Annotated in this window: 25 protein-coding genes; 15 read left to right on the forward strand and 10 right to left on the reverse strand. The window is 63.6% G+C overall.

Annotated elements, in window-relative coordinates:
* The first annotated feature begins 9 nt into the window (after positions 1 to 9).
* From AC24YW_RS03115 to AC24YW_RS03125, 3 genes are all read left to right on the forward strand, one after another.
* Positions 10 to 1,239, forward strand: a complete 1,230-nt coding sequence (locus AC24YW_RS03115; RefSeq protein ID WP_487481318.1) for a carboxylate-amine ligase — start codon at positions 10 to 12, stop codon at positions 1,237 to 1,239.
* 62 nt (positions 1,240 to 1,301) lie between these two features.
* Positions 1,302 to 1,487 (forward strand): hypothetical protein, encoded by a 186-nt coding sequence (locus tag AC24YW_RS03120; protein ID WP_487481319.1) that lies wholly within the window; start codon positions 1,302 to 1,304, stop codon positions 1,485 to 1,487.
* 332 nt (positions 1,488 to 1,819) lie between these two features.
* The gene (locus AC24YW_RS03125) at positions 1,820 to 2,959 is read left to right on the forward strand and encodes a hypothetical protein (RefSeq protein WP_487481320.1); all 1,140 of its coding nucleotides are present in this window, start codon (positions 1,820 to 1,822) and stop codon (positions 2,957 to 2,959) included.
* A gap of 2 nt (positions 2,960 to 2,961) precedes the next feature.
* Here AC24YW_RS03125 and gor read toward each other — a convergent pair whose 3' ends face one another.
* Genes gor through rpiA form a run of 3 tightly spaced genes read right to left on the reverse strand, consistent with a single transcriptional unit; the run spans position 2,962 to position 5,668 of the window.
* Positions 2,962 to 4,350, reverse strand: a complete 1,389-nt coding sequence (gene gor / locus AC24YW_RS03130) for a glutathione-disulfide reductase (protein ID WP_487481321.1) — start codon at positions 4,348 to 4,350, stop codon at positions 2,962 to 2,964.
* 47 nt (positions 4,351 to 4,397) lie between these two features.
* Positions 4,398 to 4,940, reverse strand: a complete 543-nt coding sequence (locus tag AC24YW_RS03135; protein WP_487481322.1) for a DUF2059 domain-containing protein — start codon at positions 4,938 to 4,940, stop codon at positions 4,398 to 4,400.
* Positions 4,937 to 5,668, reverse strand: a complete 732-nt coding sequence (gene rpiA / locus AC24YW_RS03140) for a ribose-5-phosphate isomerase RpiA (protein WP_487481323.1) — start codon at positions 5,666 to 5,668, stop codon at positions 4,937 to 4,939. The genes AC24YW_RS03135 and rpiA overlap by 4 nt, the downstream gene beginning before the upstream one ends.
* Before the next feature lie 170 nt (positions 5,669 to 5,838).
* On the opposite strand from rpiA, the gene AC24YW_RS03145 reads away from it, so the two are divergent.
* The 5 genes from AC24YW_RS03145 to AC24YW_RS03165 all read left to right on the forward strand — a co-directional run bounded on the left by AC24YW_RS03145 (position 5,839) and on the right by AC24YW_RS03165 (position 11,768).
* Complete coding sequence (locus tag AC24YW_RS03145) at positions 5,839 to 6,528, forward strand: HAD family hydrolase (RefSeq protein ID WP_487481324.1); 690 nt, start codon at positions 5,839 to 5,841, stop codon at positions 6,526 to 6,528.
* 219 nt (positions 6,529 to 6,747) lie between these two features.
* Positions 6,748 to 7,782: a GTP 3',8-cyclase MoaA gene (moaA, locus tag AC24YW_RS03150; RefSeq protein WP_487481325.1), complete on the forward strand. Its 1,035-nt coding sequence runs from the start codon at positions 6,748 to 6,750 to the stop codon at positions 7,780 to 7,782.
* Positions 7,783 to 7,951: 169 nt separating this feature from the next.
* Positions 7,952 to 8,533: a TRAP transporter small permease subunit gene (locus tag AC24YW_RS03155; protein WP_487481326.1), complete on the forward strand. Its 582-nt coding sequence runs from the start codon at positions 7,952 to 7,954 to the stop codon at positions 8,531 to 8,533.
* Between the two features lie 27 nt (positions 8,534 to 8,560).
* Complete coding sequence (locus AC24YW_RS03160; RefSeq protein WP_487481327.1) at positions 8,561 to 10,216, forward strand: TRAP transporter large permease; 1,656 nt, start codon at positions 8,561 to 8,563, stop codon at positions 10,214 to 10,216.
* 262 nt (positions 10,217 to 10,478) lie between these two features.
* Positions 10,479 to 11,768 carry a M20/M25/M40 family metallo-hydrolase gene (locus AC24YW_RS03165; protein ID WP_487481328.1) on the forward strand — a complete coding sequence of 430 codons (1,290 nt, stop codon included), beginning with the start codon at positions 10,479 to 10,481 and terminating at the stop codon, positions 11,766 to 11,768.
* A gap of 131 nt (positions 11,769 to 11,899) precedes the next feature.
* Here AC24YW_RS03165 and AC24YW_RS03170 read toward each other — a convergent pair whose 3' ends face one another.
* Positions 11,900 to 13,315: a sensor histidine kinase gene (locus AC24YW_RS03170; RefSeq protein ID WP_487481329.1), complete on the reverse strand. Its 1,416-nt coding sequence runs from the start codon at positions 13,313 to 13,315 to the stop codon at positions 11,900 to 11,902.
* Position 13,316: 1 nt separating this feature from the next.
* Positions 13,317 to 13,991: a response regulator gene (locus AC24YW_RS03175; protein ID WP_487481330.1), complete on the reverse strand. Its 675-nt coding sequence runs from the start codon at positions 13,989 to 13,991 to the stop codon at positions 13,317 to 13,319.
* A 179-nt stretch (positions 13,992 to 14,170) separates the two neighbouring features.
* On the opposite strand from AC24YW_RS03175, the gene AC24YW_RS03180 reads away from it, so the two are divergent.
* The 5 genes from AC24YW_RS03180 to AC24YW_RS03200 all read left to right on the forward strand — a co-directional run bounded on the left by AC24YW_RS03180 (position 14,171) and on the right by AC24YW_RS03200 (position 18,352).
* A complete protein-coding gene (locus tag AC24YW_RS03180) occupies positions 14,171 to 14,407 on the forward strand; it encodes a hypothetical protein (RefSeq protein ID WP_487481331.1) in 237 nt (78 codons plus the stop codon).
* Positions 14,408 to 14,665: 258 nt separating this feature from the next.
* A complete protein-coding gene (locus AC24YW_RS03185; protein WP_487481332.1) occupies positions 14,666 to 15,205 on the forward strand; it encodes a TRAP transporter small permease subunit in 540 nt (179 codons plus the stop codon).
* Positions 15,202 to 16,806, forward strand: coding sequence for a TRAP transporter large permease (locus tag AC24YW_RS03190; RefSeq protein WP_487481333.1), 1,605 nt, complete (start codon positions 15,202 to 15,204; stop codon positions 16,804 to 16,806). The genes AC24YW_RS03185 and AC24YW_RS03190 overlap by 4 nt, the downstream gene beginning before the upstream one ends.
* Before the next feature lie 66 nt (positions 16,807 to 16,872).
* A complete protein-coding gene (locus AC24YW_RS03195; RefSeq protein WP_487481334.1) occupies positions 16,873 to 17,082 on the forward strand; it encodes a hypothetical protein in 210 nt (69 codons plus the stop codon).
* 511 nt (positions 17,083 to 17,593) lie between these two features.
* Positions 17,594 to 18,352, forward strand: coding sequence for a sulfite exporter TauE/SafE family protein (locus AC24YW_RS03200; RefSeq protein WP_487481335.1), 759 nt, complete (start codon positions 17,594 to 17,596; stop codon positions 18,350 to 18,352).
* Between the two features lie 65 nt (positions 18,353 to 18,417).
* On the opposite strand, the gene AC24YW_RS03205 is transcribed toward AC24YW_RS03200, so the two are convergent.
* On the reverse strand, positions 18,418 to 18,996 hold the full coding sequence (locus tag AC24YW_RS03205) for a TetR/AcrR family transcriptional regulator (RefSeq protein ID WP_487481336.1): 579 nt from the start codon (positions 18,994 to 18,996) through the stop codon (positions 18,418 to 18,420).
* 227 nt (positions 18,997 to 19,223) lie between these two features.
* Here AC24YW_RS03205 and AC24YW_RS03210 point away from each other — a divergent pair, with 227 nt between their 5' ends.
* Positions 19,224 to 20,450 carry an HlyD family secretion protein gene (locus tag AC24YW_RS03210; RefSeq protein WP_487481337.1) on the forward strand — a complete coding sequence of 409 codons (1,227 nt, stop codon included), beginning with the start codon at positions 19,224 to 19,226 and terminating at the stop codon, positions 20,448 to 20,450.
* Between the two features lie 14 nt (positions 20,451 to 20,464).
* Entirely contained in the window at positions 20,465 to 22,087 is a 1,623-nt protein-coding gene (locus tag AC24YW_RS03215; RefSeq protein ID WP_487481338.1) for an MDR family MFS transporter, read from the forward strand.
* Positions 22,088 to 22,386: 299 nt separating this feature from the next.
* Here the strand turns inward: AC24YW_RS03215 and AC24YW_RS03220 are convergent, their stop codons facing one another.
* The 4 genes from AC24YW_RS03220 to AC24YW_RS03235 all read right to left on the reverse strand — a co-directional run bounded on the left by AC24YW_RS03220 (position 22,387) and on the right by AC24YW_RS03235 (position 26,566).
* Positions 22,387 to 23,475: a TRAP transporter substrate-binding protein gene (locus AC24YW_RS03220; RefSeq protein WP_487481339.1), complete on the reverse strand. Its 1,089-nt coding sequence runs from the start codon at positions 23,473 to 23,475 to the stop codon at positions 22,387 to 22,389.
* A 168-nt stretch (positions 23,476 to 23,643) separates the two neighbouring features.
* Entirely contained in the window at positions 23,644 to 24,732 is a 1,089-nt protein-coding gene (locus AC24YW_RS03225; protein ID WP_487481340.1) for a TRAP transporter substrate-binding protein, read from the reverse strand.
* Positions 24,733 to 24,938: 206 nt separating this feature from the next.
* Complete coding sequence (locus tag AC24YW_RS03230; protein WP_487481341.1) at positions 24,939 to 26,075, reverse strand: Mrp/NBP35 family ATP-binding protein; 1,137 nt, start codon at positions 26,073 to 26,075, stop codon at positions 24,939 to 24,941.
* Positions 26,076 to 26,128: 53 nt separating this feature from the next.
* Positions 26,129 to 26,566 (reverse strand): VOC family protein, encoded by a 438-nt coding sequence (locus tag AC24YW_RS03235; RefSeq protein ID WP_487481342.1) that lies wholly within the window; start codon positions 26,564 to 26,566, stop codon positions 26,129 to 26,131.
* Between the last annotated feature and the right edge of the window lie 71 nt (positions 26,567 to 26,637).

A 26,637-nucleotide genomic window follows, 5' to 3' on the forward strand; every position in this document is an offset into this window, starting at 1 on the left:
GGGTGGGACATGACATTTGCTTCAGACGTTTTGAAACTTCTTCGGCTGGATCCCTCCGACGACAGGCAGCACCTCGTCATCCGCTCCGCCGGCGGCCGCGGCAAGGCGGCGGAATATTCCTTCGGCATCGAGGAGGAGTACTTCCTCGCCGATCGCCGCAGCTTCGACGTCGCGATCAACACGCCCAACGAGCTGTTCGAATCGGCAAACTGGTCGACCGGCGGCCAGGCCATGCGCGAGATGCTGCAATCGCAGCTCGAAGTCGCAACCAACGTTCATGTCGACGTGAACGACGCGCGCGAGGAGCTGCGCTTTCTGCGACGCGAGGTCGCGAACGTCGCTGCGCAATACGGCTTCGTGATCATGGCCTGCGGCACGCATCCGACCGCAATCTGGCGCATGTCGCAGCCGAGTCCAAAACCGCGCTATGAGGAGATGATCGAGGATCTGCGCAGCATCGGCCACCGCAACATGATGTGCGGCATGCATGTGCACGTGCAGTTGCCGGATCCCGAGAAGCGCATGGCGGTGATGCGGGCAATGCTGCCGCACCTGCCGTTGTTCATCGCGCTGTCGGCGTCCTCGCCGTTCTGGAATTCGCACAAGACGGGATTGAAGGGCTACCGCCTTGCGGCTTATTCCGAGCTGCCGCGCACCGGCCTGCCTGAATTGTTCGAAGGTAAGCAGGAATTCGACGCCTATGTCGGCGCGCTGCAGCGCTCCGGGGTGATCCCGGACGAGAGCCACATCTGGTGGGCGATGCGCCCCTCCATGAAGCATCCGACGCTGGAGCTTCGCGCGCCCGACACCTGCACCTTCGTCGACGACGCGATTGCCATCGCCTCGCTCTACCGCTGCCTGACGCGGCATCTCTATCTGCACCCTCAGCTGTCCCGGGAGGTCACTGCGGTCGAACGCGCGATCGCAGTCGAGAACAAATGGCGCGCCCAGCGCTACGGCACCGACTGCATCTTCGCCTCCAAGGACGGACCGGTGACGATCTCGGAGCTGCTCACGAGGGTGATCGACGACATTGCGGAGGACGCAGCGGCACTGCACTGCTCCGCCGAGATCGAACACTGCCGAACCATCGTCGAGCGCGGCAGCTCGGCGGAATTCCAGCTTCGCGCCTATCGCGACAGCGGCGACGACATCGCAGCCGTGTCACAATGGATCGCTACATCTACGCTGTCGGGAACGAGCGCGCCTGTCCAACCCAGCGCTCCGGCGCCGTCGTAGCGCCCGCGCAAGCTTCGGCGACGAGAATGCCGTTCCTGAATTCGGAGATCGTGGAGAAGCGCATGAATCGCATCACATCCTGCACCGGCTGCGGCCATGCGCTGGTCCCGATGCTGGCGACCAGGCGCGGCGCGGAGCCGAGCTGCCTCTGGTGCGAAGGCTTCGATGCGCGCGCGATGGAGATGGCGAAATGGGCTGACAGCCCGTCCGGCAAGCCAGAGCCGGCGCCCCATCGATCATTCGACTGAAACCGTACCGGGCGCCCGTCGTGGCGACCGCGACGGCTGCATGCGCTTTCGCAGGGCATGCCGACAAATTAGACAAGACAAGTTGCTCCACCCGACTTGTGGCTTGCGCGACAGGCCGGGCAGACCGGCGCAACCTATCGTCTAACCCCAGGTGCAATCTCGACTATTTGCGCGTCGCGTGCAGGCCGGCCGGCCGACGCGGCGCATTGCGCTCCGGCTGGCCTGAAATTCGCAAGACAGCATCAGGCCAAGTCCCTGCCCGGCCACGATGAGGAGCGGCCAGTTGTGTGCGCTCGGCTTCCGGGATGAATGGCCTCAGATCGGAGAATGCCATGAACGTGCATGCTGCCGGAGACATCAAATTCACCGGTCTCACCCATCCGAACGGCGCCCGGCTGCGTCTCAACGATCAGGACTTCGTGGCGATTGATCGGGACAGGAATGCGAATTTCGAGGCGACCTACCGGCCGCAGGCGCTCTACAACCGCGCCAACGAAGGCTTCCACGCCAACAACGAAACCTTCCTGCTGCACGAGGTCGCGACCAATCTCCCGATCTACCGGCCGGACACCGGTCCTACCGATTTCCATCTGCATCTGCCGCCGGGCGGCTTTCAGCTCGTGCTGGTCACCTCGGGCGCATTCACCTTCGACTATGACGGCCGCTGGTACAATGTCGGCCCGGGCGCGGTGATGCTGCAAAGCGCGATCGTGCATCGCCAGCTGTTCTACACCTGGTCGGGCCTGTCGACCGAAGAGAACCTGAAGACCCCGCAGACGGTGGTGCCCGATCCGATTTCGATGGGTTATTCCGGCAAATTCCTCGAAGCCTTCATCACCGATCCCACCACTTTTCCGAATCCCACCATCGTCGGTCCGGATCAGATCAATGAGGACGAAACGCCGCGCGTGGCCTGGAGCCATCCGCTGCATGACCGCCCGGCCGATGCCGGCTTCTGGCTTCAGGATCCCCTGGCGCTCGACGCGCTGTTCAAGCCGCTCACCGATGGTCCCGTCAGATCGGCGATGCAGGTTTACGTCCGCGATATCGGCATCGAGATCCCGAGCGGGCATCTCGTCGCCGGCCACATCATCGCGACCGACCCGCGTGGCCACGCACTCTTGCCGAAGAGCACGTCTGCCGCGGCGGACGCGACCTGTTTTGCGAAGGGCGAGGTCGTGATCTATCGCGTCATTCGCGGCACGGCCGAGTTCAAGAAAAAGTCCGGCGAGAGCTTTGAACTCTCTGCCGGCGACGTGGTGACGGCGGGCAAGGATTCCATCAGCCTGATCGGCGTCGGCGAAAACACGCAGGTCCTCCGCCTCGGTCTGCTCAAGGGCATGAACGAGCTGCGCAGCTGGACGGCGACGCAGCGCGACGAGATCGACGGCCTCGCCGGTCAGATCATCACGCAAAAGGACGTGCGTCCCCTGCGCACCGAAGGCAAGCCGGTCGGGTATTTGTACAGGTAGGGCTACTCCGCCGCCTGCCGCACGTGCCGTGCGGTCGGGGTGCGCATGGTGACGAGCTCTTCGGCCGCGGTCGGATGCAGCGCGATGGTCGCGTCGAAATCGGCCTTGGTTGCCTTCATCTTCACCGCGATCGCGACGGCTTGCGTGATCTCGGCGGCGGCATCGCCGACGATGTGACAGCCGAGCACGCGGTCGGTCGCGCCGTCGACCACGAGCTTCATCAGCACGCGGGTGTCGCGGCCGGACATCGTCGCCTTGATGGGCCGGAACGTCGTCTTGTAGATGTCGACGTGGCTGAATTGCGCGCGCGCCTCGGTTTCCGTCAGGCCGACCGTGCCGACCTCCGGCTGGGAGAACACGGCCGTCGGGATGTTGGCGTGATCGACCCGCACCTCGCGCTTGCCGAACACCGTGTCGGCGAAGGCATGGCCCTCGCGGATCGCGACCGGCGTCAGGTTGAAGCGGTGCGTGACGTCGCCGATCGCAAAGATGCTGTCGACCGAGCTCCTGGAGAAATGGTCGACCGCGATGCCGCCGTTCGCGGGATTGATGGCGACGCCGGCATTCTCCAGCCCGAGATTGGCGACGTTCGGATGGCGGCCGATCGCGAACATCACCTGGTCGGAGGCGAGGCTCGAGCCGTTCGACAAATGCGTGGTGAAGTCCTCGCCGTGGCGGTCGACCTTGGTCACGGTGCAGCCGGTGAGAATGGTGATGCCCTGCTTCTCCATCTCGGCGCGGACATGGGTCCGGACATCCTCGTCGAAGCCGCGCAGAATGTTGTCGCCGCGATAGATCACCGTGACGTCGGAGCCGAAGCCGGCGAAGATGCCGGCGAATTCCAGCGCGATATAGCCGCCGCCCTGGATCACGATCCGCTTCGGCAGCTTGTTCAGATGAAACGCCTCGTTGGAGGAGATCACGTGCTCGATGCCGGGGATCGCCGAACCATGGTTGGGCGCGCCGCCGGTGGCGATCAAAATGTACTTCGCCGTGACCTTCCTGTCGTTCTCGAGCAGGCGGACGGTGTGCTCGTCCTCGATCACCGCGCGGCTCTTGACGACCTGCGCGCCTGACTTCTCGACATTGGCGGTGTAGGCCGCCTCCAGCCGCGCGATCTCCTTGTCCTTGTTGGCGATCAGCGTCGCCCAGTCGAAGCTGGCGGGCGGAACGGTCCAGCCGAAGCCGGCGGCGTCCTCGAGCTCGTGACGGACATGCGAGCCGATCACGAACAGCTTCTTCGGTACGCAGCCGCGGATCACGCAGGTGCCGCCCATGCGGTACTCTTCCGCGATCATGACGCGGGCGCCGTAGCCGGCCGCGATGCGGGCGGCGCGGACGCCGCCCGAGCCGCCACCGATGACGAAGAGGTCGACGTCGAAATCAGCCATTGTCCACTCCGACCCCTTTTCAGGAACGACCCTTCAGATAGGTGCGCTCAGATCTCCTTGCCACGCTTGCGCATTTCGGCACGGAAGGCGCCCATCACGGTCTCCGCGAAGGTCTGGGCCCAAGTGTTCATGAACTGCATGCTCTGCCCGATCGCGCGCGGCTCGGCATCGATCAGCTTCTTGCCGAGCGGCGACTTGTAGAAGGTGACGAGGTCCTTCAGCTCCTGCTCGGTGAACTCGCTGGCATAAATCTGCGCCATGCCTTCGCCGATCTCGCTCTGGCGGCCGTTGAGCTGCTGCGCCACGATCGGGGCGACCTCGTTGAGGTCCTTCTGGTAGTTCAGGTTCTGCTGGATCAGTGCGCCCTTGGTCTTCTCGACCATGCCCGGCACCGCGCCGGCATACATCGCGGCGGCGTTCTTGATCTGCAGGATTTCCTTGGCCGCCGCGATCGCCGCGGGCGAAGCCTTCGGCTGGGCCGGCGCCGCGGGAGCCTTCTGGCCCGCCTGCTGCGCCATGGCCGGGGCGGCCGAAAGGGCCAATCCCGCAGCGAGAGCCGCAGCCGGCAAGAATTTCAAGACGTTCTTCATTCCTGGTCTCCTTTCGGCTTGCGCCGTTCAATCACGCGGATTCCGCCGCCGCCCGCCAGAACGGCCGAGCTGGCCAAGCCGATGAACAGCCCGTGCTCGACCACACCGGGAATGGCACTCAACGCCTTGGCGAGACCGGGAGGATCCGTAATACGTCCGAGCTGGGCATCGACGATCCAGTGGCCGCCATCGGTGACGAAAACATGGCCGTCCTTGTCCCCGCCTTTGGCCTTGCGGACCGTCATTTGCCCGGAAACGCCGCATTCGGCAAATGCCTTTTCGATCGCGCGGCGCGTCGCACCGAGCCCGAACGGGATGACCTCGACCGGCAGCGGAAACTTGCCGAGCGTCGGCACCCATTTGCTGTCGTCGGCAATTACGATCATGCGATCCGAGGCCGCCGCCACGATCTTCTCGCGCAACAGCGCGCCGCCGCCGCCCTTGATCAGATTGAGCTCGGGATCGATCTCGTCGGCGCCGTCGATCGTGAGGTCGAGATGATCGATCTCGTCCAGCGTCGTCAGCTTCACGCCGCAGCGTTCCGCATCGGCCCGCGTCGCCTCGGAGGTCGGCACGCCGATCACCTTGAGCCCGGCGGCAACGCGCTCGCCGAGCAGCTCGACGAAATGCTTGGCGGTCGAGCCGGTGCCGAGCCCGAGCTGCATGCCGTCGCGCACCTCCTCCAGCGCACGCGCCGCTGCCTGCCGCTTCAACTGGTCCATGGTCACGTGTGCGCCTGCCTCGTGAAGTCGCGAACATGCGGCCGATTCCGGCCGCTTTCGGGCGCCTATGTAGCCTCGTTTTTCCCAAGAGAACAGGGGCTGGAACAGGCCTATAAGGTGATCTTATGGGCCCGCCCCTTGCGCCGATGGGACCGGGCCGGTAGCGCTTGGCAATCATGACCTCCTTCAAGACGACGTCCCCTCACACCATCGTCTTCGATCTCGACGGCACGCTGGTGGATACGGCGCCCGACCTGATCACGGCGCTCAATTACGTGCTCGACCGCGAAGGCCTGCCGCCGGTGCCGATGGCCTCGGCCCGCAACATGATCGGCGCCGGCGCCCGCAAGCTGATCGAGCGAGGGCTGGAAGCGGAGGGCCGCACCGTCACGCCCGCGGACATGGACCGGATGACCGCGGATTTCATCGCGTATTACGCCGACCATATCGCGGTGGAATCCCGTCCCTTCGAGGGTCTCGAGGCCGCGCTCGACCAGTTTTCGGCCCAAGGCCACCGCCTCGCGGTCTGCACCAACAAGCTGGAATGGCTGTCCAAGCGCCTGCTGGACCAGCTCGACCTCAGCCGCCGCTTCGCGGCGATCTGCGGCGCGGACACTTTTGGCGTCCAAAAGCCCGATCCGACCATTTTTCGCGAGACCGTGGCCCGGGCGGGCGGCGACGTGAAGGCCAGCATCATGGTCGGCGATGCCGGAACCGATGTCGGTGTCGCCCGGCGGGCCGGCGTGCCCGTGATCGGGGTCAGCTTCGGCTACACCGACGTACCGATCGCCGAGCTGAAGCCGGACCGCCTGATCCACCACATGCGCGACCTGCCGGCGGCAGCGATCAGCCTGATGACGGCTTAGCCCGCCGTAAGACGCTGATATCTCTGCGGTAAGCGGCAATACCTCGCATTTGGCGGCATTTGTGCGCTGCACAGGTCCGTTCTTCCCCGGTGGCGGCAAGGCAGGTGCCCGGTTGCGGATACCACCGGATTGTCCTAGCCGCGTCCGATGCTTAGATTGCGAGGGCCGCACCGCTGAAGCAAAGGTGCGCCCGCCGCCGTAAGGGACAAGGCATTTGCCATGAACGGACTTCCTGCGAGCCCCCGCGCCCCGCTGTCGAGCGCGATGACCGATCCGTTCGGGCGGACCATCACCTATTTGCGCGTCTCCGTCACCGACCGCTGCGACCTGCGCTGCTTCTACTGCATGTCGGAAGACATGACGTTCCTGCCCAAGGCGGACCTGCTGACGCTGGAGGAGCTCGATCGGCTCTGCACGGCCTTCATCGCCAAGGGCGTGAAGAAGCTGCGCCTCACCGGCGGCGAGCCTTTGGTCCGCCGCAACGTGATGTCGCTGGTGCGCTCGTTGTCGCGGCATCTGTCGAGCGGCGCGTTGAGCGAGCTGACGCTGACCACCAACGGCACCCAGCTGGCGAAGCACGCGCGGGAGCTCGCCGATTGCGGCGTCCGCCGCATCAACGTCTCGCTCGATACGCTCGATCCCAAGAAGTTTCGCGAAATCACCCGCTGGGGCGAGATCGACAAGGTGCTGGAAGGCATCGAGGCCGCGCGGGCCGCAGGGCTCGCCGTCAAGATCAACGCCGTGGCGCTGAAGAACCTCAACGAGGATGAACTCCCTTCGCTGATGCGCTGGGCCCACGGCAAGGGCATGGGCTTGACGCTGATCGAGGTGATGCCGATGGGCGAGATCGGATCGGGCCGGATCGACCAATATCTGCCGCTGTCGCTGGTGCGCGCCCGCCTCGCCCAGCAATTCACGTTGACGGACCTGGCCGAGAGCACCGGCGGACCGGCGCGCTATGTCAGCGTCGCCGAGACCGGCGGCAAGCTCGGCTTCATCACGCCGATGACCCATAATTTCTGCGAATCCTGCAACCGGGTGCGCATCACCTGCACGGGAACGCTGCACACCTGCCTCGGCCACGAGGATGCCTCCGATTTGCGCAAACCTCTGCGTGCATCCGACGACGATCTATTGCTTGCGGATGCGATCGACCGCGCCATCGGCCTGAAGCCCAAGGGCCATGACTTCATCATCGACCGCCGCCACGACCGCCCCAGCGTCTCCCGGCACATGAGCGTCACCGGCGGCTGACCGCACTCGGTTTCGGCCTTATTCCCCTTAACTATCAACAAACTTCCGATTGACTGGCGACACGCCCGCTGGTTTGGTGCGGCGGCCTCATGCCTGCGCGGCGAGACAAGCCACGCGCCATCTCGGCGCAGTCAAGACGGCCGGGGCACAATCGGGGGAGGACCTATCGTTGCAAGCGCTCCTTAAGCTGAGCAGCAGAATCGACGCGTTTACGCGCTGGACCGGCAAACGCATCGCGTGGCTGATCTTGCTCGCGGTGATCATCTCTTCAGTCAACGCGATCATCCGCAAGACGTTCGACACGTCGTCCAATTCGTGGCTCGAGCTGCAATGGGTGCTGTTCAGCATCGTCTTCCTGCTCTGCGCGCCCTGGACGCTGCTCGACAATGAGCACATCCGCATCGACATCGTGAACAACGCGATGCCGAAGAAGGCTCGCAACGTCATCGACGTGGTCGGTCACGTGTTCTTCCTCATTCCGATCTGCATCGTCATGATCATTACCGGAGTGCCGTTCTTCCTGCGCTCCTTCCAGATCAACGAGCAATCCGGCAATGCCGGCGGTCTGCCGCAATGGCCCGCCAAAGCCCTGATCATGATCGGGTTCGCTTTCCTGCTGGTGCAAGGCATCTCCGAGCTGATCAAGCGGGTTGCCGTGATGCGCGGCTTGATACCGGACCCGCACGAATCACAGGTGTCGGCGCTGGAAGCGGAAGTCGAGCATCTCGTCGAAGCGATCGAGAAGAAGTAGCCGTTGGCGACGGTGTAGGGGGAATCCATGACCGCATTCATCATCGCCAATATGGCGCCCATCATGTTCGTGTCGCTGGTCGTCATGCTGCTGCTCGGCTATCCGGCGGCATTCTCGCTCGGCGCCGTCGGCCTGTTCTTCGCCATCATCGGCGTCGAGCTCGGCCAGTTTCACCCCGACTTCCTCCAGGCTCTGCCGGAGCGCGTCTACGGCGTGATGAACAACGACACGCTGCTCGCGATCCCCTTCTTCACCTTCATGGGATTGGTGCTGGAGCGGTCGGGCATGGCCGAGGACCTGCTCGACACCATCGGCCAGCTGTTCGGCACGATCCGCGGCGGCCTCGCCTATGCAGTGATCTTCGTCGGCGCGCTGCTCGCTGCAACGACCGGCGTGGTCGCAGCGTCCGTGATCTCGATGGGCCTGATCTCGCTGCCGATCATGCTGCGCTATGGTTATGATCGCCGCGTCGCCGCCGGCGTGATTGCCGCCTCGGGCACACTGGCGCAAATCATTCCGCCCTCGCTGGTCCTGATCGTGATGGCCGACCAGCTCGGCAAATCCGTCGGCGACATGTACGAGGGCGCCTTCATCCCGGGCCTCGTGCTCGCCGGCCTGTATGCCCTCTACGCCTTCTTGATCAGCATGATCTGGCCGAAGGCCGCGCCTGGCCTGCCGAAGGAGGCCATCGGCTTTCGCGAGGAGAATGGCGACCGCGGCCTGGTTTCGCTCGGTTTCCTGTTCCTTGCGAGCTGCGCGTTCGGATGGCTCATGATGCGCAGTTCAAGCACCCGTGGCGCCGACTACGTCGTGCTCAGCATGTTCTACGGCATCATCTTCGCCTTCGCCGTCGCCGTGCTGAACTGGGTCGTCGATAGGCTGACCGGATTCCGCTTTCTGTCCAAGATGGCGCAGCAGACCACCTTCGTCATGGTGCCGCCGCTGTTCCTGATCTTCCTGGTGCTGGGCACGATCTTCATCGGCATCGCGACGCCGACCGAAGGCGGTGCGATGGGTGCCGCCGGCGCCCTCATTCTCGGAGCCGTGAAGCGGCGGCTGAGCTGGGACCTGATCCGGCAGGCCACGGAATCGACAGCCAAGCTGTCGGCTTTCGTCGTGTTCATCCTGGTCGGCGCTCGCATTTTCTCGCTCACCTTTTACGGGGTCAACGGTCACGTCTGGGTCGAGCATCTGCTCACCTCGCTGCCCGGCGGTCAGGTCGGCTTCCTGATCTTCGTCAATGCGCTCGTGTTCGTGCTGGCCTTCTTCCTCGACTTCTTCGAGTTGGCCTTCATCGTGATCCCGCTGCTGGGACCGGCGGCCGAGAAGCTCGGCATCGACCTGATCTGGTTCGGCGTCATCCTCGGCGTCAATATGCAGACCTCGTTCATGCACCCGCCGTTCGGATTCGCGCTGTTCTATCTCCGCTCCGTCGCGCCGAAGGAACGTTACACCGATCGCGTCACCGGCAAGCGGATGGATCCCGTCACCACCGGCCAGATCTATTGGGGCGCGGTGCCCTTCGTCGTCATCCAGATCATCATGGTCGGCCTCGTGATCGCGTTCCCGTCGATGGTGATGCACTACAAGGGCGTGCAGACGAACATCGATCCCTCTACGATCAAGATCGAGGTGCCGCAGATCGAGCTGCCGCCGCTGGATCTCGGCCCGCCGCAGAAGTAAGGCGACAACTGGTTCTAGCAGCGAGCGCCGACACCCCCTTCCCTTCTCCCCTTGTGGGAGAAGGTGGCGCGAACGCAGTTCGCGCCGGATGAGGCTCCGCGCATTTGACTCGCAGTCGGACTCGCGGAGACAAGCCCTCCCCCGGCTTCGCTATCGCGAAGCCACCCTCTCCCACAAGGGGAGAGGGTGCAGCACGGCCGCGTGACAAGGGCCGCGAACACAGGCATATCGGCTCCTTCTTCAACCGAAGGACTGTCCGCTCATGCCCCGATCGCACCCCGCTTCCCCGTTCCTTGGAACGTTGATCACCTCACTCTGGCTGGCATGCGCCACAACGCTGGTGCAGGCCGAGCCGGTCGCCGACGTCCATGCGCTGGCGCAAAAGGAACAGCAGCCGCTGCTCGACACGCTGCGCGATCTCGTCAACATCGAATCCGGCAGCAAGGACATCGAGGGCCTGAACCAGATCGCCGAGCGCATTGCCGGCCAGCTCAAGCAGCTCGGCGGCACCGTGGAGATCCTGCAGCCGACCGACATCTATCGCCTCGACGACACCCCTGAAAAGATCGGGCCGGCCGTGCACGCCGTGTTCAAGGGCACGGGGTCCAAGAAGATCATGCTGATTGCCCACATGGACACGGTGTACCTGAAGGGCATGCTGAAGGACCAACCGTTCCGCATCGACGGCGACAAGGCGTACGGCCTCGGCATTGCGGACGACAAGCAGGGCATCGCGCTCATTCTCCATACCGTGGCCTTGCTGCAGAAGCTGAACTTCAGGGATTACGGCACGCTCACGGTGCTCACGAATGGCGACGAGGAGATCTCCTCGCCCGGCTGGCGCAGCACCATCACCAAGCTCGCATCGGATCAGGACGTGGTGTTCTCGTTCGAGGGCGGCGGCACCGACGGCACGCTGCGCCTCGCCACCAGCGGCATTGGCTCGGCCTATCTCACCGTGCATGGCAGGTCGTCACATGCCGGCGCACGGCCTGAAGGCGGCGTGAATGCTCTGTACGAGCTCTCGCACCAGGTGCTGCAGATGAAGGACTTGTCCAAGCCCGATCAGGGCCTGAAGCTGAACTGGACGGTGTCCAAGTCCGGAACCAACCGCAATGTGATCCCGGCGGAGGCGACAGCCCAGGCCGACGCGCGCGCGCTCAAGGTGTCCGACTTCGACGAGCTGCAGAAGGCGCTGCAGGAGAAGATCAAGCATCGCCTGTTGCCCGAGTCCAGGGTCGAGCTGAAGTTCGAGGTGCGCCGCCCGCCGCTCGAACCCAGCGAGGCCTCGCGCCGGGTGGCGGCCTATGGCAAGACGATCTATGGGGAGATCGGACTATCCCTCAAGGTCGACGAGAAGGCCATCGGCGGCGGCACCGATGCGGCTTTCGCCGCGCTGCAATCCAAAGGAGCCGTGGTTGAAGGAATGGGCCTGTCGAGCTTCGGCGCACACTCCAACGATGCCGAATATGTGCAGGTGGGCAGCATCGTGCCGCGGCTGTATCTGACGACGCGCATGATCATGGACCTGTCCACCGGCAAGCTGAAATAGTTGCGGGCTTCTTCCTTCTCCCCTTGTGGGAGAAGGTGGCGCGAACGCAGTTCGCGCCGGATGAGGGGTCTCTCTCGGCGCATTCAATTGAGCCTGAGACTCGCGGAGAGAACCCCTCACCCGTCTCGCCGCTAACGCGGCGCGCCACCCTCTCCCACAAGGGGGGGTGCAGCGTCACTGCCGCGCCAGTTTTTCTCGACAGGCTTTGGCGTATCCGCCAGCCGAAACCGCAGCGTGAACTCCGCACCGCCGCCGGCGAGGTTCTGCACCGCGACCGTGGCGGCGTGATCGTCCGCCACGGCGCGCACGATCGACAGTCCCAGCCCCGCACCGTCGCTGCGCCGGCGGTCGGCGCGCCAGAAGCGCTGGAAGATCAGCTCGCGCTCGGCCTCCGCAATCCCCGGCCCGGAATCGCGCACGCGCACCGAACCGTCTTCTCCCACCTCGACCTCGACGGTGGTGCCCTCCGCCGTGAACTTGATGGCGTTTTCGGCAAGATTGAACACCGCGCGCTGCAGCATCTCCGAATTGCCGTGAATCAGCACCGGCGCGTCGGTGCCCTTCAGCGCGATGTCCTTGCGTTGCGCGATCGCGAACGGGGCGATCGAGCCGACCACCTCGGCACAGACGGCGCGTAAATCCGCGGTTTCGCCGGGATCGAGCACCAGGGTGTCGAGCTCGGCGATCTCCAGCAGCTGGGCGACGATCCGGCTCATCGCCTCGATGTCGGCATGCAGCGCCTGTCGTTCGGCGCCGTGGCCGAGCGTCTCGATCCGCGTGCGCAGGATTGCGAGCGGCGTGCGCAATTGATGCGCGGCATCCGCGGTGAACTGCCGCTGCACGCGAAAGCCGGCCTCGAGGCGGTCGAGCGCCTGGTTCACGGCGGTGACCAGCGGCACGATCTCGCGCGGAATCCCTGCCGTCGGCAAGCGGATGTCGGTGCGCGCGGGGCCGATATTGCTGGCATCCTGCGATGCCTTCCACAGCGGCGCGATCGCGCGGCGGAAGATGATGATGTCGGTGGCAAGCAGGACCAGGAGGATGGGGATGGTGATCCACCCGACCCGCCGGAAGAAGTTCGAGACGATGTCGTCGATGATGACGTCGCGGTGCGCGAGGTCCTCGGCGACCTGGATGCGCACCGTCTTGCCGGCAATATCCCGTGTGACGCCGGCGCCGGAGATGGTCTCGGACGGCCGACGCGCCGCGACGGCGGGCCGCCGGCGCGAGGAAAACAGCAGCCGGCCTTCGTCATCGCGAATGTCGTATTGATAGCGGCCGTAAGCCTCCGAATAGAGCCCCTTGAGGCTGTCCGGCAGGTTAAACGTCAGCGAGCCGTCCGGTTGGGCGACGATGCGCTCCGCCAGCACCTCGGCCTGGGCTCGCATGCCGTCGCGGTGCAACTGCTCGATCTCGGAGTTGAGCAGCCAGAACAACACCAGTGGCAGGAAGATCGCGACCACCGCGACCGCGACGATGTGCAGGAACACGATGCGCGAGATCAGCGATTTGAAAGTCAGCGATCCGGCACGGCCCGCGGCGGGCACGCTATTTCTCCTCGGTCATGAGATAGCCGACCCCACGGATGGTATGGATCACGACCTTCGCGCCGTGCTCGGTCAGCTGCTTGCGCAAGCGCGACACATAGACCTCGACCGCGTTGGAGGCGACCTCGCCTTCGAGCCCGAAGATGTGGTCCTCGACGTTCTTCTTCGGCACCACCCGCCCCTGCCGGCGCAGCAGGATCTCGAGCACCGAGGTCTCGCGCGCGGAGATGATCCGCGGCTGGTCGTCGACGAAGATCTGCCGGCTCTCGGTGTCATAGACGAGGTTGGCGAGAGTGAGCGAGCGACCGAGCAACTGGCCGGGGCGGCGCAGGATGGCCTCCAGCCGCGCCACCAGCTCCTCCATCGCGAACGGTTTTGCAAGGTAGTCGTCGGCGCCGCTGCGCAGACCGGTGACGCGATCCTGGACGCCGCCGCGCGCGGTCAGCACCAGCACCGGCAGCGGCTCCATCTTGAGGCGCAGCTCGCGCAGCACCGAGAGGCCGTCGCCGTCGGGCAGGCCGAGATCGAGGATCATCGCGGCATAGTTCACGCTGCTCACCGCCTCGCGCGCCTCGGCCGCGCTGCCCACGATGTCGCTCTCATAGCCGGCCGTCGCCAGCCCAGCGGCAACGAGCCGCGACAGCTCTGCATTGTCCTCGACGATCAGAAGGCGCATCCTGGTCCCGACGAATACCCGAGGTCACCGCACAGCCCCGCGGCATCTTGCTCTCTTCCACCATTCCGGCCGTCTCGGCCAGCGAAAAGTGCCCGACGGCAGCATGCTTGTCAGCTCCGTGTAAGCCAATGATGGCCGATCGCGCAACGTGTCCACTCAAGACTTAAAGGATGAGCTTCATGAGCAAACCTGTGAAGACCGAAAGCGAGCTCATCGCCATGGCGAAGGCCGAGTTGAAGGTTCACGCCGACTGTCCCGAAGGGATGACGATCTCGGTCCTGCGCGACGGCAAGTCCTGGGAGTTTCGAGCCAGCGCAGATCAGACGACCTCGGACCGGCCCGGCTATCCCGAATGCGTTGCCATGCTGGTCCAGATCGGCGATCACCTCAGCAAGCAGTACGAGGTCGAAGGTTAGATGGACGTCGACGAACCGCGCTCTTGGCCCGTGCGGCAAGCTGTCCATTTTTTCTGTTGACCAGAAAACTGTCGACAGTAAAGGTGTCTTGCTTCACGCGCGGCCGGGACATCACATGCCTCGGCGAAAACCGACAACAAGAACGAGCGGAAGCATCAGGAGGGTGAACGAGCTCCGCGCAGACCTGGAGGCTGCTAATGCAGCATCGCTGTCCTGCTCGTCTGGGCTCAGCACTCGGCGAGCGGGGAAAATTCTTCAATGCGCCCATTGTTGGCGATAAGTACGGCGATCGACTGGCTGAACGAAAAGATCGGTAACGTCTGCAACATTCTGGTGCTCGCGGCCTGCCTGGTCAGCGCTGCCAATGCGATGATCCGCTACGCATTCAGCTACAGCTCGAACAGCTGGCTCGAAACGCAGTGGTACATGTTCGCCGTCGTGGTGATGTTCGGCGCGTCCTACACCTTCAAGCGTAACGAGCACGTCCGCGTCGAAATCCTCTATCTCATGCTCCCCGAACGCGGCCAGCTGTGGCTGGACCTGATCGGGACATTGGTCTTCCTGATCCCGGCCTGCCTGCTGCTCAGCTACCTGTCATGGGCGATGTTCTACAACTCGTTCATCATCGGCGAAATGTCCAACAATGCCGGCGGCCTCATGCGTTGGCCGATCAAGTTTGTCCTGCCGGCCGGATTCTTCATGGTGGCTTTGCAAGGTATTTCGGAGGTCATCAAGCGCGCCGCCGCCTTGCGCGGCGAAGTCACCATCGATGCGAAATACGAGCGGCCCACCCAATGATCACGATCGAGATGATGCCGCCGCTGATGTTCGGCGGACTTGTCCTGGCGATGCTGATCGGCTTTCCGGTCGCCTTCACGCTGGCCGCCCTCGGGCTTTCGTTCGGATTTCTCGCGATCCATTTGGGATTTTTCGGGTTCAGCTTCCTCCAGGCGATCCCGGAGCGCATCTACGGCAGCGTCCTGGCCAACGAGCTGCTGCTGGCGATCCCATTCTTCACGTTCATGGGCGCGATCCTCGAACGATGCGGCCTCGCAGAGGACATGCTGGATTCGATGGGGCAGCTGTTCGGCCCCGTTCGCGGCGGTCTCGGCTATTCCGTGATCATCGTCGGCTTCATCCTCGGTGCCATCACAGGCACCGTGGCCGCGCAGGTGATCGCGATGGCGCTGATCTCGATGCCGGTCATGATCCGCTACGGCTACAACATGCGCTACATCACCGGCGTGCTCGCGGCCTCCGGCACCATAACCCAGCTGGTGCCTCCTTCGCTGGTTCTGATCGTGCTCGCGGACCAGCTCGGCAAGTCGGTGGGCGACATGTATCTGGGCGCCTGGGGGCCATCGATCCTCCAGATCGCGCTGTTCGCGGGTTACACCTTCGCCCTGAGCATCGTTAAGCCCGGCCATGTCCCGGCCGTGCCCAAGGAAGCGAGGACGCTCAAGGGCTGGGCGCTCTGGCGCAAATGCCTTCTGGGCATCATTCCGTCCGCCGTTCTGATCTTCGTGGTGCTCGGCACGATGATGCTGGGCCTCGCCACGCCGACCGAAGCGGGCGCGATGGGCGCCGTCGGCGCGATCGTCCTCGCCGTCATCCATCACAAGGATTTCAGCTCCGCCGGTCACAAGGTCTTGCTCCTCGGCGTCGCCGCTGCCGGCGTCGGCACCATCATCGGCATCTACTTCACGCCGAATCTGCCGTTCAAGATCGCCTTTGCAATTGCCTATCTCGCGGTGGCCTGGGTCTGCATCGAGGCGATCAGGATTCCCGACCTGCGCACCCTGGTCAAGCAGGGCTATGAGACCACCATGCGCATCACCTGCATGGTGACTTTCATTTTGATCGGATCGACTTGCTTCTCGATCGTCTTTCTCGGCTGCAACGGTGGTGTCTGGTTGGAGCACATGCTGACGTCGCTGCCCGGCGGTGTCTGGGGCTTCCTGATCTTCATCAACCTGTTCATCTTCTTCATCGCCTTCTTCCTCGATTTCTTCGAGATCGCTTTCATCATCATCCCGATGATTGCGCCGATCGCGCAGAAGCTGCTTACCCCGGTTGTGGGTGCAGACGCCGCCTTGATCTGGTTCGGTGTCATGCTTTGCGTCAACATGCAGACCTCTTTCCTGCATCCCCCCTTCGGCTTCGCCTTGTTCTACCTGCGCGGCGTGGCACCGAAGGAGGTCAAGAGCTCGGACATCTACTGGGGCGCAATGCCCTGGATCGGCCTGCAGGCGATCATGGTCGCGGTCGTCATCGCCTTCCCGATCACGGTGACGGCACTGCTGGATGCGCCCGTGAAAGTGGACCTGGACAAGATCAAGATCGAGATCCCGGACGTCGAGCTGCCACCGCCACTCGATTTCGGTCAGCCGAAGAATTGATCTGAAGGAACATCTGCTTTTGAACAGGGTTGATCCAAGGCTCAGGATCGCGCTTGGAGCAGCCCGATGCCGTACTTCCCAGCCGGCCAAGACCGAGACCTCCGCATCTGCAAGGTGCTCTCTGACGTCTTTTGCGCGATCTTGCTGGCCACCTTCTCGATCGTCTTCTTCGGCTGGCTCGGCGGCATTGCCGCCTTCATCGTCCTCGAGACTGGCCTGCTCGGAATAGATTGGCTCATTCCGAGCACGGATGACGCGGCCGGCGTCGTTCGCTAGTGGGGCTCGACCAATCTGCGACCGCTAATCTGGCCTGATACAATGCTCCCCAAAGGCCGCTCTCAATTCCGCCAACTGGTCGCTCGTCGCTCCACCATATTTCGGATTTATTCGCTACTTCCATTCTTTCACTGTTCTGCCCGACAGGTCAAACCGCTACCAGGCTCGTAAGAGCTGTCGGACGAAAAGTTCTATCGGGCCGCTTCAAGCAGAGTTGCGGATCTGCTGGGCTTCGATGTTCGACCGCCCTGACCAAATTCCCGAACGCCGCTTCCACGACACGCGCCCGCTCGCGCCGAACCCGATGGCGGTTCTCTTGGTACCTTGCGCAACTATTCGACAGCCCCACAAGTCAATATGACGTCTATCATCCAATTGCATTCGCGAGACGGAACTCGCGAAATTGCACCGAGTTCAATGTTTATATTGATACGCTATCAATTACGGATCATTTTGGGCTTAACGATCGGAAATTGGCCGATTGCACCGAGCTTGGTTCTAGAGCACACCCATGGAGCTGACAGTCAGCACGGTCCTGATCGCCTTCGCGGGCGTCTTCCTGATCTGCTTCATGAAGGGCGCCTTCGGCGGCGGGTTTTCGATCGTCGGCATTCCGCTGCTCTCCCTCGTGATGGATCCGGTGACGGCGGGCGGCCTGCTCGCCCCCCTATTCATCGCGATGGACCTGTTCGCGCTACGCTACTGGAAGCCATCGACCTGGTCGAAGCCGGATATTGTGCTGCTGTTGCCTGGTCTCCTGATCGGCATCGGATGCGGCTATCTGCTATTCCGCGTGCTCGACCATCGCGCCGTGGCGATCGTGATGGCGGTCGTGACCCTGATCTTTGTCGGCATGTGGTTTGTCGGCGGTTCGCAGGTGACCGTTCGGGCGCGTTCGTCGCCGAAAGCCGTCGCTGCGGGCTTGGCCTCAGGCGTCACGACCATGGTTGCGCATTCGGGCGGACCACCGCTTGCGATGTATCTGCTGCCGCTTGGCCTCAGCAAGGACGTCTATGCCGGCACGACGAGCCTGTTCTTCACGGTGGGCAATGCGACCAAGGCGGTGCCATGGCTGCTGCTGGTGCGGCCTGCGGGCAACGTCTGGATAGTCATGGCGGCCTGCCTGTTCGCCATCCCCGTCGGGGTATGGCTGGGGTGGCGGTTTCATGCAAAGCTGGATCAGAAGCAGATCTTCCGGGCCTGCTACGCTTTGCTGGTCGTCACCGCCTTGAAATTGCTGTGGGACGGTGTTTCCGGATATCTCGCGTGAGCCCAGCTTCGACAAGCGAGACGTCGGAGCTTGGCTGCCGCGCAAGACCTTGAGCCGCTCTCCGATCATGTCGCCACAGAGCAGCCCTTCACGAACAATGCGGCGCAAGCGCTTGCGCGCCGCTCCAACTCCTTTCGGCCCGGCAGCGCAGCACGGCCGAACAGCGCGGCGCGTTGCGGCTGGAATGCGAGCATGCCGAGCAGCATGCCGGCAGCCAGATCGGTCTCACCAACCGCGATGAGGCCGCGCTCCGCCTGCACCTTGAGCCAATTCGCCAGCGTGCTTTCGGTACGCCTGATCGCCTTCTGGTAGAAGGTCTGCGCCATCTCGGGAAAATTCTTGCTCTCGCCGAGAATCGCGCGCTGGAGCGCGATGACATCCTCATCAAGGATCAACTCGCCGCAGACGATCAGCGCCTCTCGCAACGCACTTTCGATATCATCGCCATCGCACGCTTTGAGCCGGACCTGGGAGACGAAGCGATCCAGCCTGTCGGTGATCACCGCCTCGAACAGTGCGGCCTTGTTCGGGATCAACCGGTAAAGCGTCTTCGTGGATACGCCCGCACTGCGCGCCACAATTTCGATGCTGGTCGCCGCATAACCCGCCGACGCGAACTCATGACGAGCGGCGTCCAGAATCACGGTGCGCGTCTCCTCGTCCGACCTGACCTGCGGCCGGCCGCGCCCGCGCGGCGCCTCCGATCCGGCATGTCTCTCCGTTTGTTCGACCTTCGCTTTTGCCATTGCTCTCGCCTTCGTGATCGCGATGGTCAGTCATGCCTTTTGATGATGGCTGACATTCCATTGAAAGTCCGAATGTGGCGCCTATTTTGGAAAATATCAAGTTTCCTAATTAGCGGAGGCCAGCCATGGGCGCCCAACTCGCAAGCGGTCAAGTCACCTCTCTCCAATCTGGCCGGGAACTGCAGGCTGAAACCGGGGACTCCAGCGTGCCCGCGCCGGCTCCAGACGCCGACCTCGAGGCAGTTTCTGCCAAGCACGCGGGAAAAAGCGGGCTAAAGCGCCTCCTTCTTGCCGGCGCCACGGTCGCCCTGCTCGCCGCTGCCTCCTGGTACGGCTGGGATTACTGGACCGTCGGACGTTTCACCGTTTCGACCGATGATGCCTATGTGAAGGCCGACAACACTACGATTGCCCCGAAGATCTCCGGCTATCTGAACCAGGTTCTTGCCGGCGACAATCAATACGTCAAGGCGGGCCAAGTGCTGGCGCGGATTGATGACCGCGATTTCAAGGTCGCGCTCGATCAAGCCAGGGCCGACGTTGCTGCGTCTGCCGCAGCGGTCGCCAGCAAGCACGCACAGCTCGACGTGCAGCAGTCCGTGATCGAAGCGGCCGAGGCAACGCTCAAAGTCGACATGGCCGCGCGCGTCTTCACCGCCCAGGAAAACAAGCGCTACACCGACCTGGCGACCACGGGCTATGGCAGCCTGCAGAATGCGCAGAACGCGGAGGCGCGCGACAAGGCTGCCCTCGCCTCCATCGAACGCGACAAGGCGAACCTCGCTTCTGCCCAAAGACAGGTTGAGCTTCTGAAGGCGGAGCTGGCGCAAGCCGTGGCGACAGACGCGCGCGTCAAGGCGCTCCAACGTCAGGCCGAACTCAATCTTTCCTACACCACGATCACCGCACCGATCGATGGCATCGTCGGCAACCGCACCCTGCGCGTCGGTCAGTACGTTCAGGCCGGCACCCAATTGATGTCGCTGGTCCCGTCGAATGGCGCCTATGTGATCGCCAATTTCAAGGAAACACAGCTCGGCGAGGTCCGCGCCGGCCAGCCGGTCGAGATCGAGGTCGACATGTTCCCCGGCAGGGCCGTGCAGGGTCATGTCGATAGCCTTGCACCGGCGAGCGGTCAGGAATTCGCTCTGCTGCCGCCGGACAATGCCACCGGCAACTTCACCAAAATCGTGCAGCGCATACCCGTGAAAATCTTGCTCGACAGCGAAGCGGCCGGGCTGCGGCCGGGCATGTCGGTCATCCCGCGAATTCAGACGAAGTCGGCCGTGAAGGAAGCTTCGCAGTCCAAATCTCCGGCGCCCGCTCTGGCGCAGCTCGCAACGCAAAGGTGATCCAAGGTGATGTCATGTCAGACCTCGTCCTCACCCACCCGACACCGGCAGCGCGCCAGGCGCCAACCCCGGTCCCGCTAACCGCCCAATCCGCGCGCGCCAGCGCGACCGTGTGGGTCGCGATCCTCGCCGCCATGGTTGGGGCGTTCATGGCGATCCTCAACATCCAGATCACCAACGCCTCGCTGCTCAATATCGAGGGCGGCATCGGCACCGGCGTCGACAACGGCTCCTGGATCTCGACCTCCTACCTGATCGGCGAGATCGTGGTGATCCCCCTCACCGATTATCTCAGCCGCGTGTTTTCCTTTCGCAACATCATGCTGAGCTTTGCAAGCCTGTTTGCCGCCTTTTCGGTCGCCTGTGCGTTCGCCACCGATCTCCCGACTATGATCGCGTTTCGCGCCTTCCAGGGGTTTTTCGGCGGCGTGTTGATCCCCATGGCGTTCACGCTGGTGTTCACCAAGCTGCCGAAGGCGCAGCAGCCGATCGGGCTTGCCATGTTCTCGCTGGCAGTCACCTTCGCGCCGGCGATCGGCCCCACCATCGGCGGCTACCTCACTGAAAATTACGGCTGGCAGACCATCTTCTTCGTCAACGTTGCGCCGACGGCAGTGATGGTGACGCTGCTCTATCTGACCCTCGAGCGGCAGCCGCTGAACCTTGCCCTGCTCCGCGAGGGCGACTGGTTTGGCATCGCCACCATGGCGATCGGCCTGTCCGCGCTGCAGGCGGTGCTCGAAGAAGGCAACAAGAACGACTGGTTCGGCTCTCTCTTCATCGTGAAACTCGCGATCGTGGCCGCGGTCAGTCTCGCCGTGTTCGTCGCCAACGAATTGCTGATCGAGAAGCCGCTGCTGCGCCTGCGGTTACTGACCCAGCGCAGCTTCGGACTCGGTACCCTCGCGGGCGTCTTCATCGGCTTTGCCCTGTTCGGCTCGATCTATTTGCTGCCGGCCTATCTGGGCCAGGTGCAGCGCTACAATGCCGAGCAGATCGGCACTGTGCTGGCCTGGACCGGGCTGCCCCAGCTCCTGCTCATTCCATTGGTGCCGAAGCTGATGCAACGCTTCGACATCCGCCTGATCGCCTTCGCCGGCACGGCGATCTTCGCGGCGAGCTCGTTTCTCAACACGGCGATGTCACCGGACTATTCCGGCGACCAGTTCCTGATTCCCAATATCGTTCGTGCCGTCGGCCAGGCCCTGCTGCTGACGCCGCTGAGCGCGATCTCGCTCGGCAGCGTAGCACCGCAGGATGCGCCGGCGGCCTCAGGCATCTCCAACATGATGCGTAACCTCGGGGGCGCGATCGGCACCGCCTTGCTCTCGACCATCGTGACCAAGCGCGAGCAGTTCCATTCCAACATCATCGGCCAATCCGTCGATCTCGGCCGCGAGGAAGTGCGCGAGCGGATTGCTGCGATGACGGACTATTTCATGGCCCACGGCATGACCGACCCGGCCGGCGCCCGGCATCAGGCCATTGTAGCGCTCGGCAAGACAGTCAAGCAGCAGGCGCTGGTGATGGGCTTCAGCGACACCTTTGCCGTGGTTGGCATCGTACTGCTGCTGGCAGGCATCGCACTGCTCCTGACAGGCAAGCCGAAGGCCTCGCCGGCGGGCGGCGGGCACTAGGTCCGGCGAGCATCGAACTCAATGCTCTTTTGACTTCATGGGAATCGAAGCCCCGCACCCGAGCCGTAATTCGGATTTCTCGATCATAGGATTCTACCACTGTTTTGCCCGACGCGACAAGGGAGTTCGGTAATTCAGCAAGGCCCGCGCCATAGACCGCCAAGTCATTGATAAACCTGCCCCCGTCTACTGTGCATGGGGTTGTTTTGCAGGTTTTTGTCTGGACGTCCTTTGGAATGCCCCAATGACAGCGCCCCGGAGCGATCGCTCCGGGGCGCTGCATGCGAGGGACAAGGCGATCAGCTCTGCGAGCGCCGCGCCATGAAGATGTCGTAGCCGACCTCGGCCACCTGGAACCAGGAGTAGCCGTCGCTCGTGAACTTGGCGAGCGAGTCGTGCACCTTCTTGAAGTTCGGATTGGTCGCAGCGACTTCGGCGTGCAGCTCCTTGGCGGCCTTGTAGCAGGCATCCATGATCGAAGGCGAGAAGGCGTGCAGCTTGGTACCGCCCGCCAGCAGCTTCCTCAACGCCAGCGGATTGGCGTTGTCGTAGCGGGCCATCATGTAGTTGTTGGCGTAGTGGCCGGCCTGCTCCAGCACGCTCTGGTAATATTTCGGCAGCGCGTTCCACTTGTCGAGGTTGACGAAGGCCATCAGCATCGGTCCGCCTTCCCACCAGCCGGGATAATAATAGTGCGGCGCGATCTTGTAGAAGCCGAGCTTCTCGTCGTCATAGGGCCCGACCCATTCGGCGGCGTCGATCGTGCCCTTCTCCAGCGCCGGATAGATATCGCCGCCGGCGAGCTGCTGCGGCACCACGCCGAGCTTCTGGAGCACGCGGCCGGTGAAGCCACCGATGCGGAACTTCATGCCTTTGAGATCGTCGGGCGTGTTGACCTCTTTCCTGAACCAGCCGCCCATCTGGCAGCCGGTGTTGCCCGCGAGCAGCGAGACGACGTTGTAGCCCTTGTAGAACTCGTTGAGCACGTCGCGGCCGCCGCCCAGCATGTACCAGGCCTGGTTGATGCGCATGTTGGGACCGAACGGCACGGCCGAGCCAAAGGTGAAGGTCGGGTCCTTGCCGAAATAGTAATAGGACGCGGTGTGGCCGATCTCGCAGGTGCCGTTCTGCACGGCGTCGAGCACCTGCAGGCCCGGCACGATCTCGCCGGCCGCGAAGATCTGGATCTGGAATTTGTTGTCGGTCGCCTCGGCGACCATCTTGCACATCATCTCGGCGCCGCCAAACAGCGTGTCGAGCGATTTCGGCCAGCTCGTCGGCATGCGCCATTTGATTTCCGGCATCGACTGCGCGATCGCGGGAGCCGCGAGCGTCGCGGCGCCGGCCGCACCAAGTCCTGTGACCTTGATGAAGTCTCTTCTCTTCATGATTTCCTGCCCTGATGGATCTGATTTGTGGAGCCTTCTTTGCGAGGCTTGGCCGACAGAATGGAACATCACGCGGCCGAATGCCATCCCGATCGCACTGCGGCAAAGAAAAAGCCCGGCCTCGCGAGCGAGGCCGGGCTTCTCCAGTCTTACGACCTGAGCCGTAGATCAGCCGCGGGTGCGCGAGCGGATCATGAAGCTGTCGTAGGTATATTCGGCAACCTGCCACCACAGATATTCGTCGGAGCGGTAGGCCTGCATGGCATCGATCGCCTTCTTGAAGTCGGCGTTCTTGCCTGAGATCTCGGCCCAGAGCTCGTTGGTCGCCTTGAGGCAGGCTTCCAGCACCTCGTTGGTGAACGGACGAAGCTGGGTGCCGCCGGCGACCAGGCGCTTCAGCGCCGCCGGGTTCTGCATGTCATAGCGCGCAGCCATCCAGCTGTTGGCGGTCGCCGTCGCGTTGGTGAGGATCGCCTGGTAGTTCTTCGGCAGCGCATTGAACTTTTCCAGGTTGGCGAAGGCGTGGACGGTCGGACCGCCCTCCCAGAAGCCCGGATAATAGTAGTACTTGGCGACCTTGGCGAAGCCGAGTTTCTCGTCATCGTAAGGCCCGACCCACTCGGCGGCGTCGATGGTGCCCTTCTCCAGCGCGGGATAGATGTCGCCGCCGGCGAGCTGCTGCGGCACCACGCCGACCTTCTGAAACACCTGGCCGGCGATGCCGCCGATGCGCATCTTCAGGCCGGAGAGGTCGGCGACGGTCTTGATCTCCTTGCGGAACCAGCCGCCCATCTGCGCGCCGGTGTTGCCGCAGGGGAAGCCGATCACGTTCGATTTCTTGAAGAACTCGTTGGCGAGCTCGTTGCCGCCGCCCTGATAGAGCCACGAATTCTGCTGGCGCGCGTTGAGGCCGAACGGCACCGAGGCGAAGATTGCGAAGGTCGGGTCCTTGCCGACGTAGTAGTAGGACACGGTGTGGCACATATCGACCGTGCCGTTCGAGGTCGCATCGAGCGCCTGCAGGCCGGGGACGATTTCGCCGGCGGCGAACACCTGAATCTGGAACTTGTTGTCAGTCATCTCGGCGACGTACTTCGCCACCTGCTCGGCGCCGCCATAGATGGTGTCGAGCGACTTCGGGAAGCTCGAAGTCAGGCGCCACTTCACCTCGGGCGAGGACTGTGCGATCGCCGGCGAGGCCACTGCGGTCGCCGCCGCGCCTGCTGCCGACACTTTGAGAAAATCACGACGCTTCATCTTCAGGTCTCTCCTTGCTGGGGCGTTTCCCCTTGGCTTCTCTTATGCCGCCGCGCGTTCCGGCGACGCGTGGATCGTCGCGTCGAACCGAAGGGGGCTTGACTGCCGTGGGCCTTTAACACGGCCAGCCCGGTTTCGGAACGCGACAATGACATGACGGGGCTCTACGAAAGTCGCATGTCCCAGGAGCCTGCCGCGGCGACCGGTCAGGCCGCGGCAATGACGCCCTTGAGCTGGTCCCGGACCTGGCCGGCAATGGCGCGGTAGATCGCCGCATGAGGGCCGTCCGGTTCGCTGTCGACGACGGGATTGCCGGCGTCCGAGGTGGCGCGAATCGCCATGTGCAGGGGGATCTCGCCCAGGAATGGCACCCCGAGCTTCTCAGCCTCATGCCGGGCGCCGCCATGGCCGAAAATGTCCGACCGCGTGCCGCAATGCGGACATTGGAAGTAGCTCATGTTCTCCACGATCCCGAGCACGGGCACGTTGACCTTCTTGAACATGGCAAGCCCCCGCCGCGCGTCGATCAGGGACAGGTCCTGCGGGGTCGAGACGATCACGGCGCCCTTGAGCGGCACGTTCTGCGCCAGCGTGAGCTGGGCGTCGCCGGTGCCCGGCGGCATGTCGACGACCAATACGTCGAGCTTGCCCCATTCGACGTCGCGCAGCATCTGGGTCACCGCCGACATCACCATCGGGCCGCGCCAGATCATCGCGGTCTCCTCCTCGACCAGGAAGCCGATCGACATGATGGCGAGGCCGAAGCGCCGAAGCGGAATCATCTTGCGCTCGTCGTTCAGCTCCGGCTTGTCGCGCAGGCCCGTCAGGCGCGGCACCGAGGGGCCGTAGATATCGGCATCGAGCAGCCCGACCTTGAGGCCGAGGTCGCGCAGGCCGAGCGCCAGATTGAGCGCCGTGGTCGACTTGCCGACGCCGCCCTTGCCGGAGGCGACCGCGATCACGGCGGCAACGCCGGGAATTTCCGATTGCCGCGCCATCGGGGACCCGCCGCCCTGCGGCGGCTTGTGGGCATGGGCCGGCTGCACGCCGGGCGCGCCGCGGCTCGGCTGCGGGGGTGGCGGCGGCGCGGAGCCCGGCTTGCGCTCGGCGGTCAGTGCCACCATGACGGTGGTGACGCCGGGAATGCTGCGCACGGCGGCTTCCGCTTCGGCCCGGACGGATTCCCAGGCCCTTGCCTCGGCGGCGTCGACATTGATCGAGAAGAATACCTTGCCGTCGGAGGCGCTGATCGCGCTCAGCACGTTGGCATGGGGGAGCGAGACCCCGCGGGGCGACTGGACCCCCTTGAGGCTGTCGAGAACCTGTTGCTGCGTCACGCTCAAAGCGCATCTCCTAGAGTTGAGGATGCCCCATTAGAGCGGAAACGCCCAAAAGGCTACTGCCTGCCGATATCGTCAGCCTTTTCGGCCGGCGCCGCCCCCTGCTCCCGGGCGGCCTCGTAGTTCAGCTCGATCATGACCCCGTTGGGGTCGTGGACGAAGATCTGCCAGAGATCGCCGCCGGGCACCTGGCGGGACTCGAACTTCATCCCCTTTGACGCCAGCCGCTGTTTCATGCCGTCAAAGCCGCGACTTGCGAAGGCGACATGGTGGACAACGCCGGAATCCGGCTTTTGTGGCTCGTCGGTCGGGGCAATGTCGACGAGGTGCACCACCGGCCTGCCCTCGCTGTACATCCAGGCGCCCGGGAAGGCGAAGTTCGGCCGCGCGCCTTTTTCCAGGCCCAGCACGTCTTCGTAGAAGCGGACGGTCTCGGCCAGATTCCGGGTCCGGATGTTGAAATGATCGAGGACGCCCACGCTCACGCCGCCCATGCTTTCGCTCCCTTGTTTTGAAGTCCTTGGGTCGCCAGCCTAGCACAGGAGGCCGCCAAACGAAGCCGTTG

The sequence above is a fragment of the Bradyrhizobium sp. USDA3516 genome, assembly GCF_057651995.1.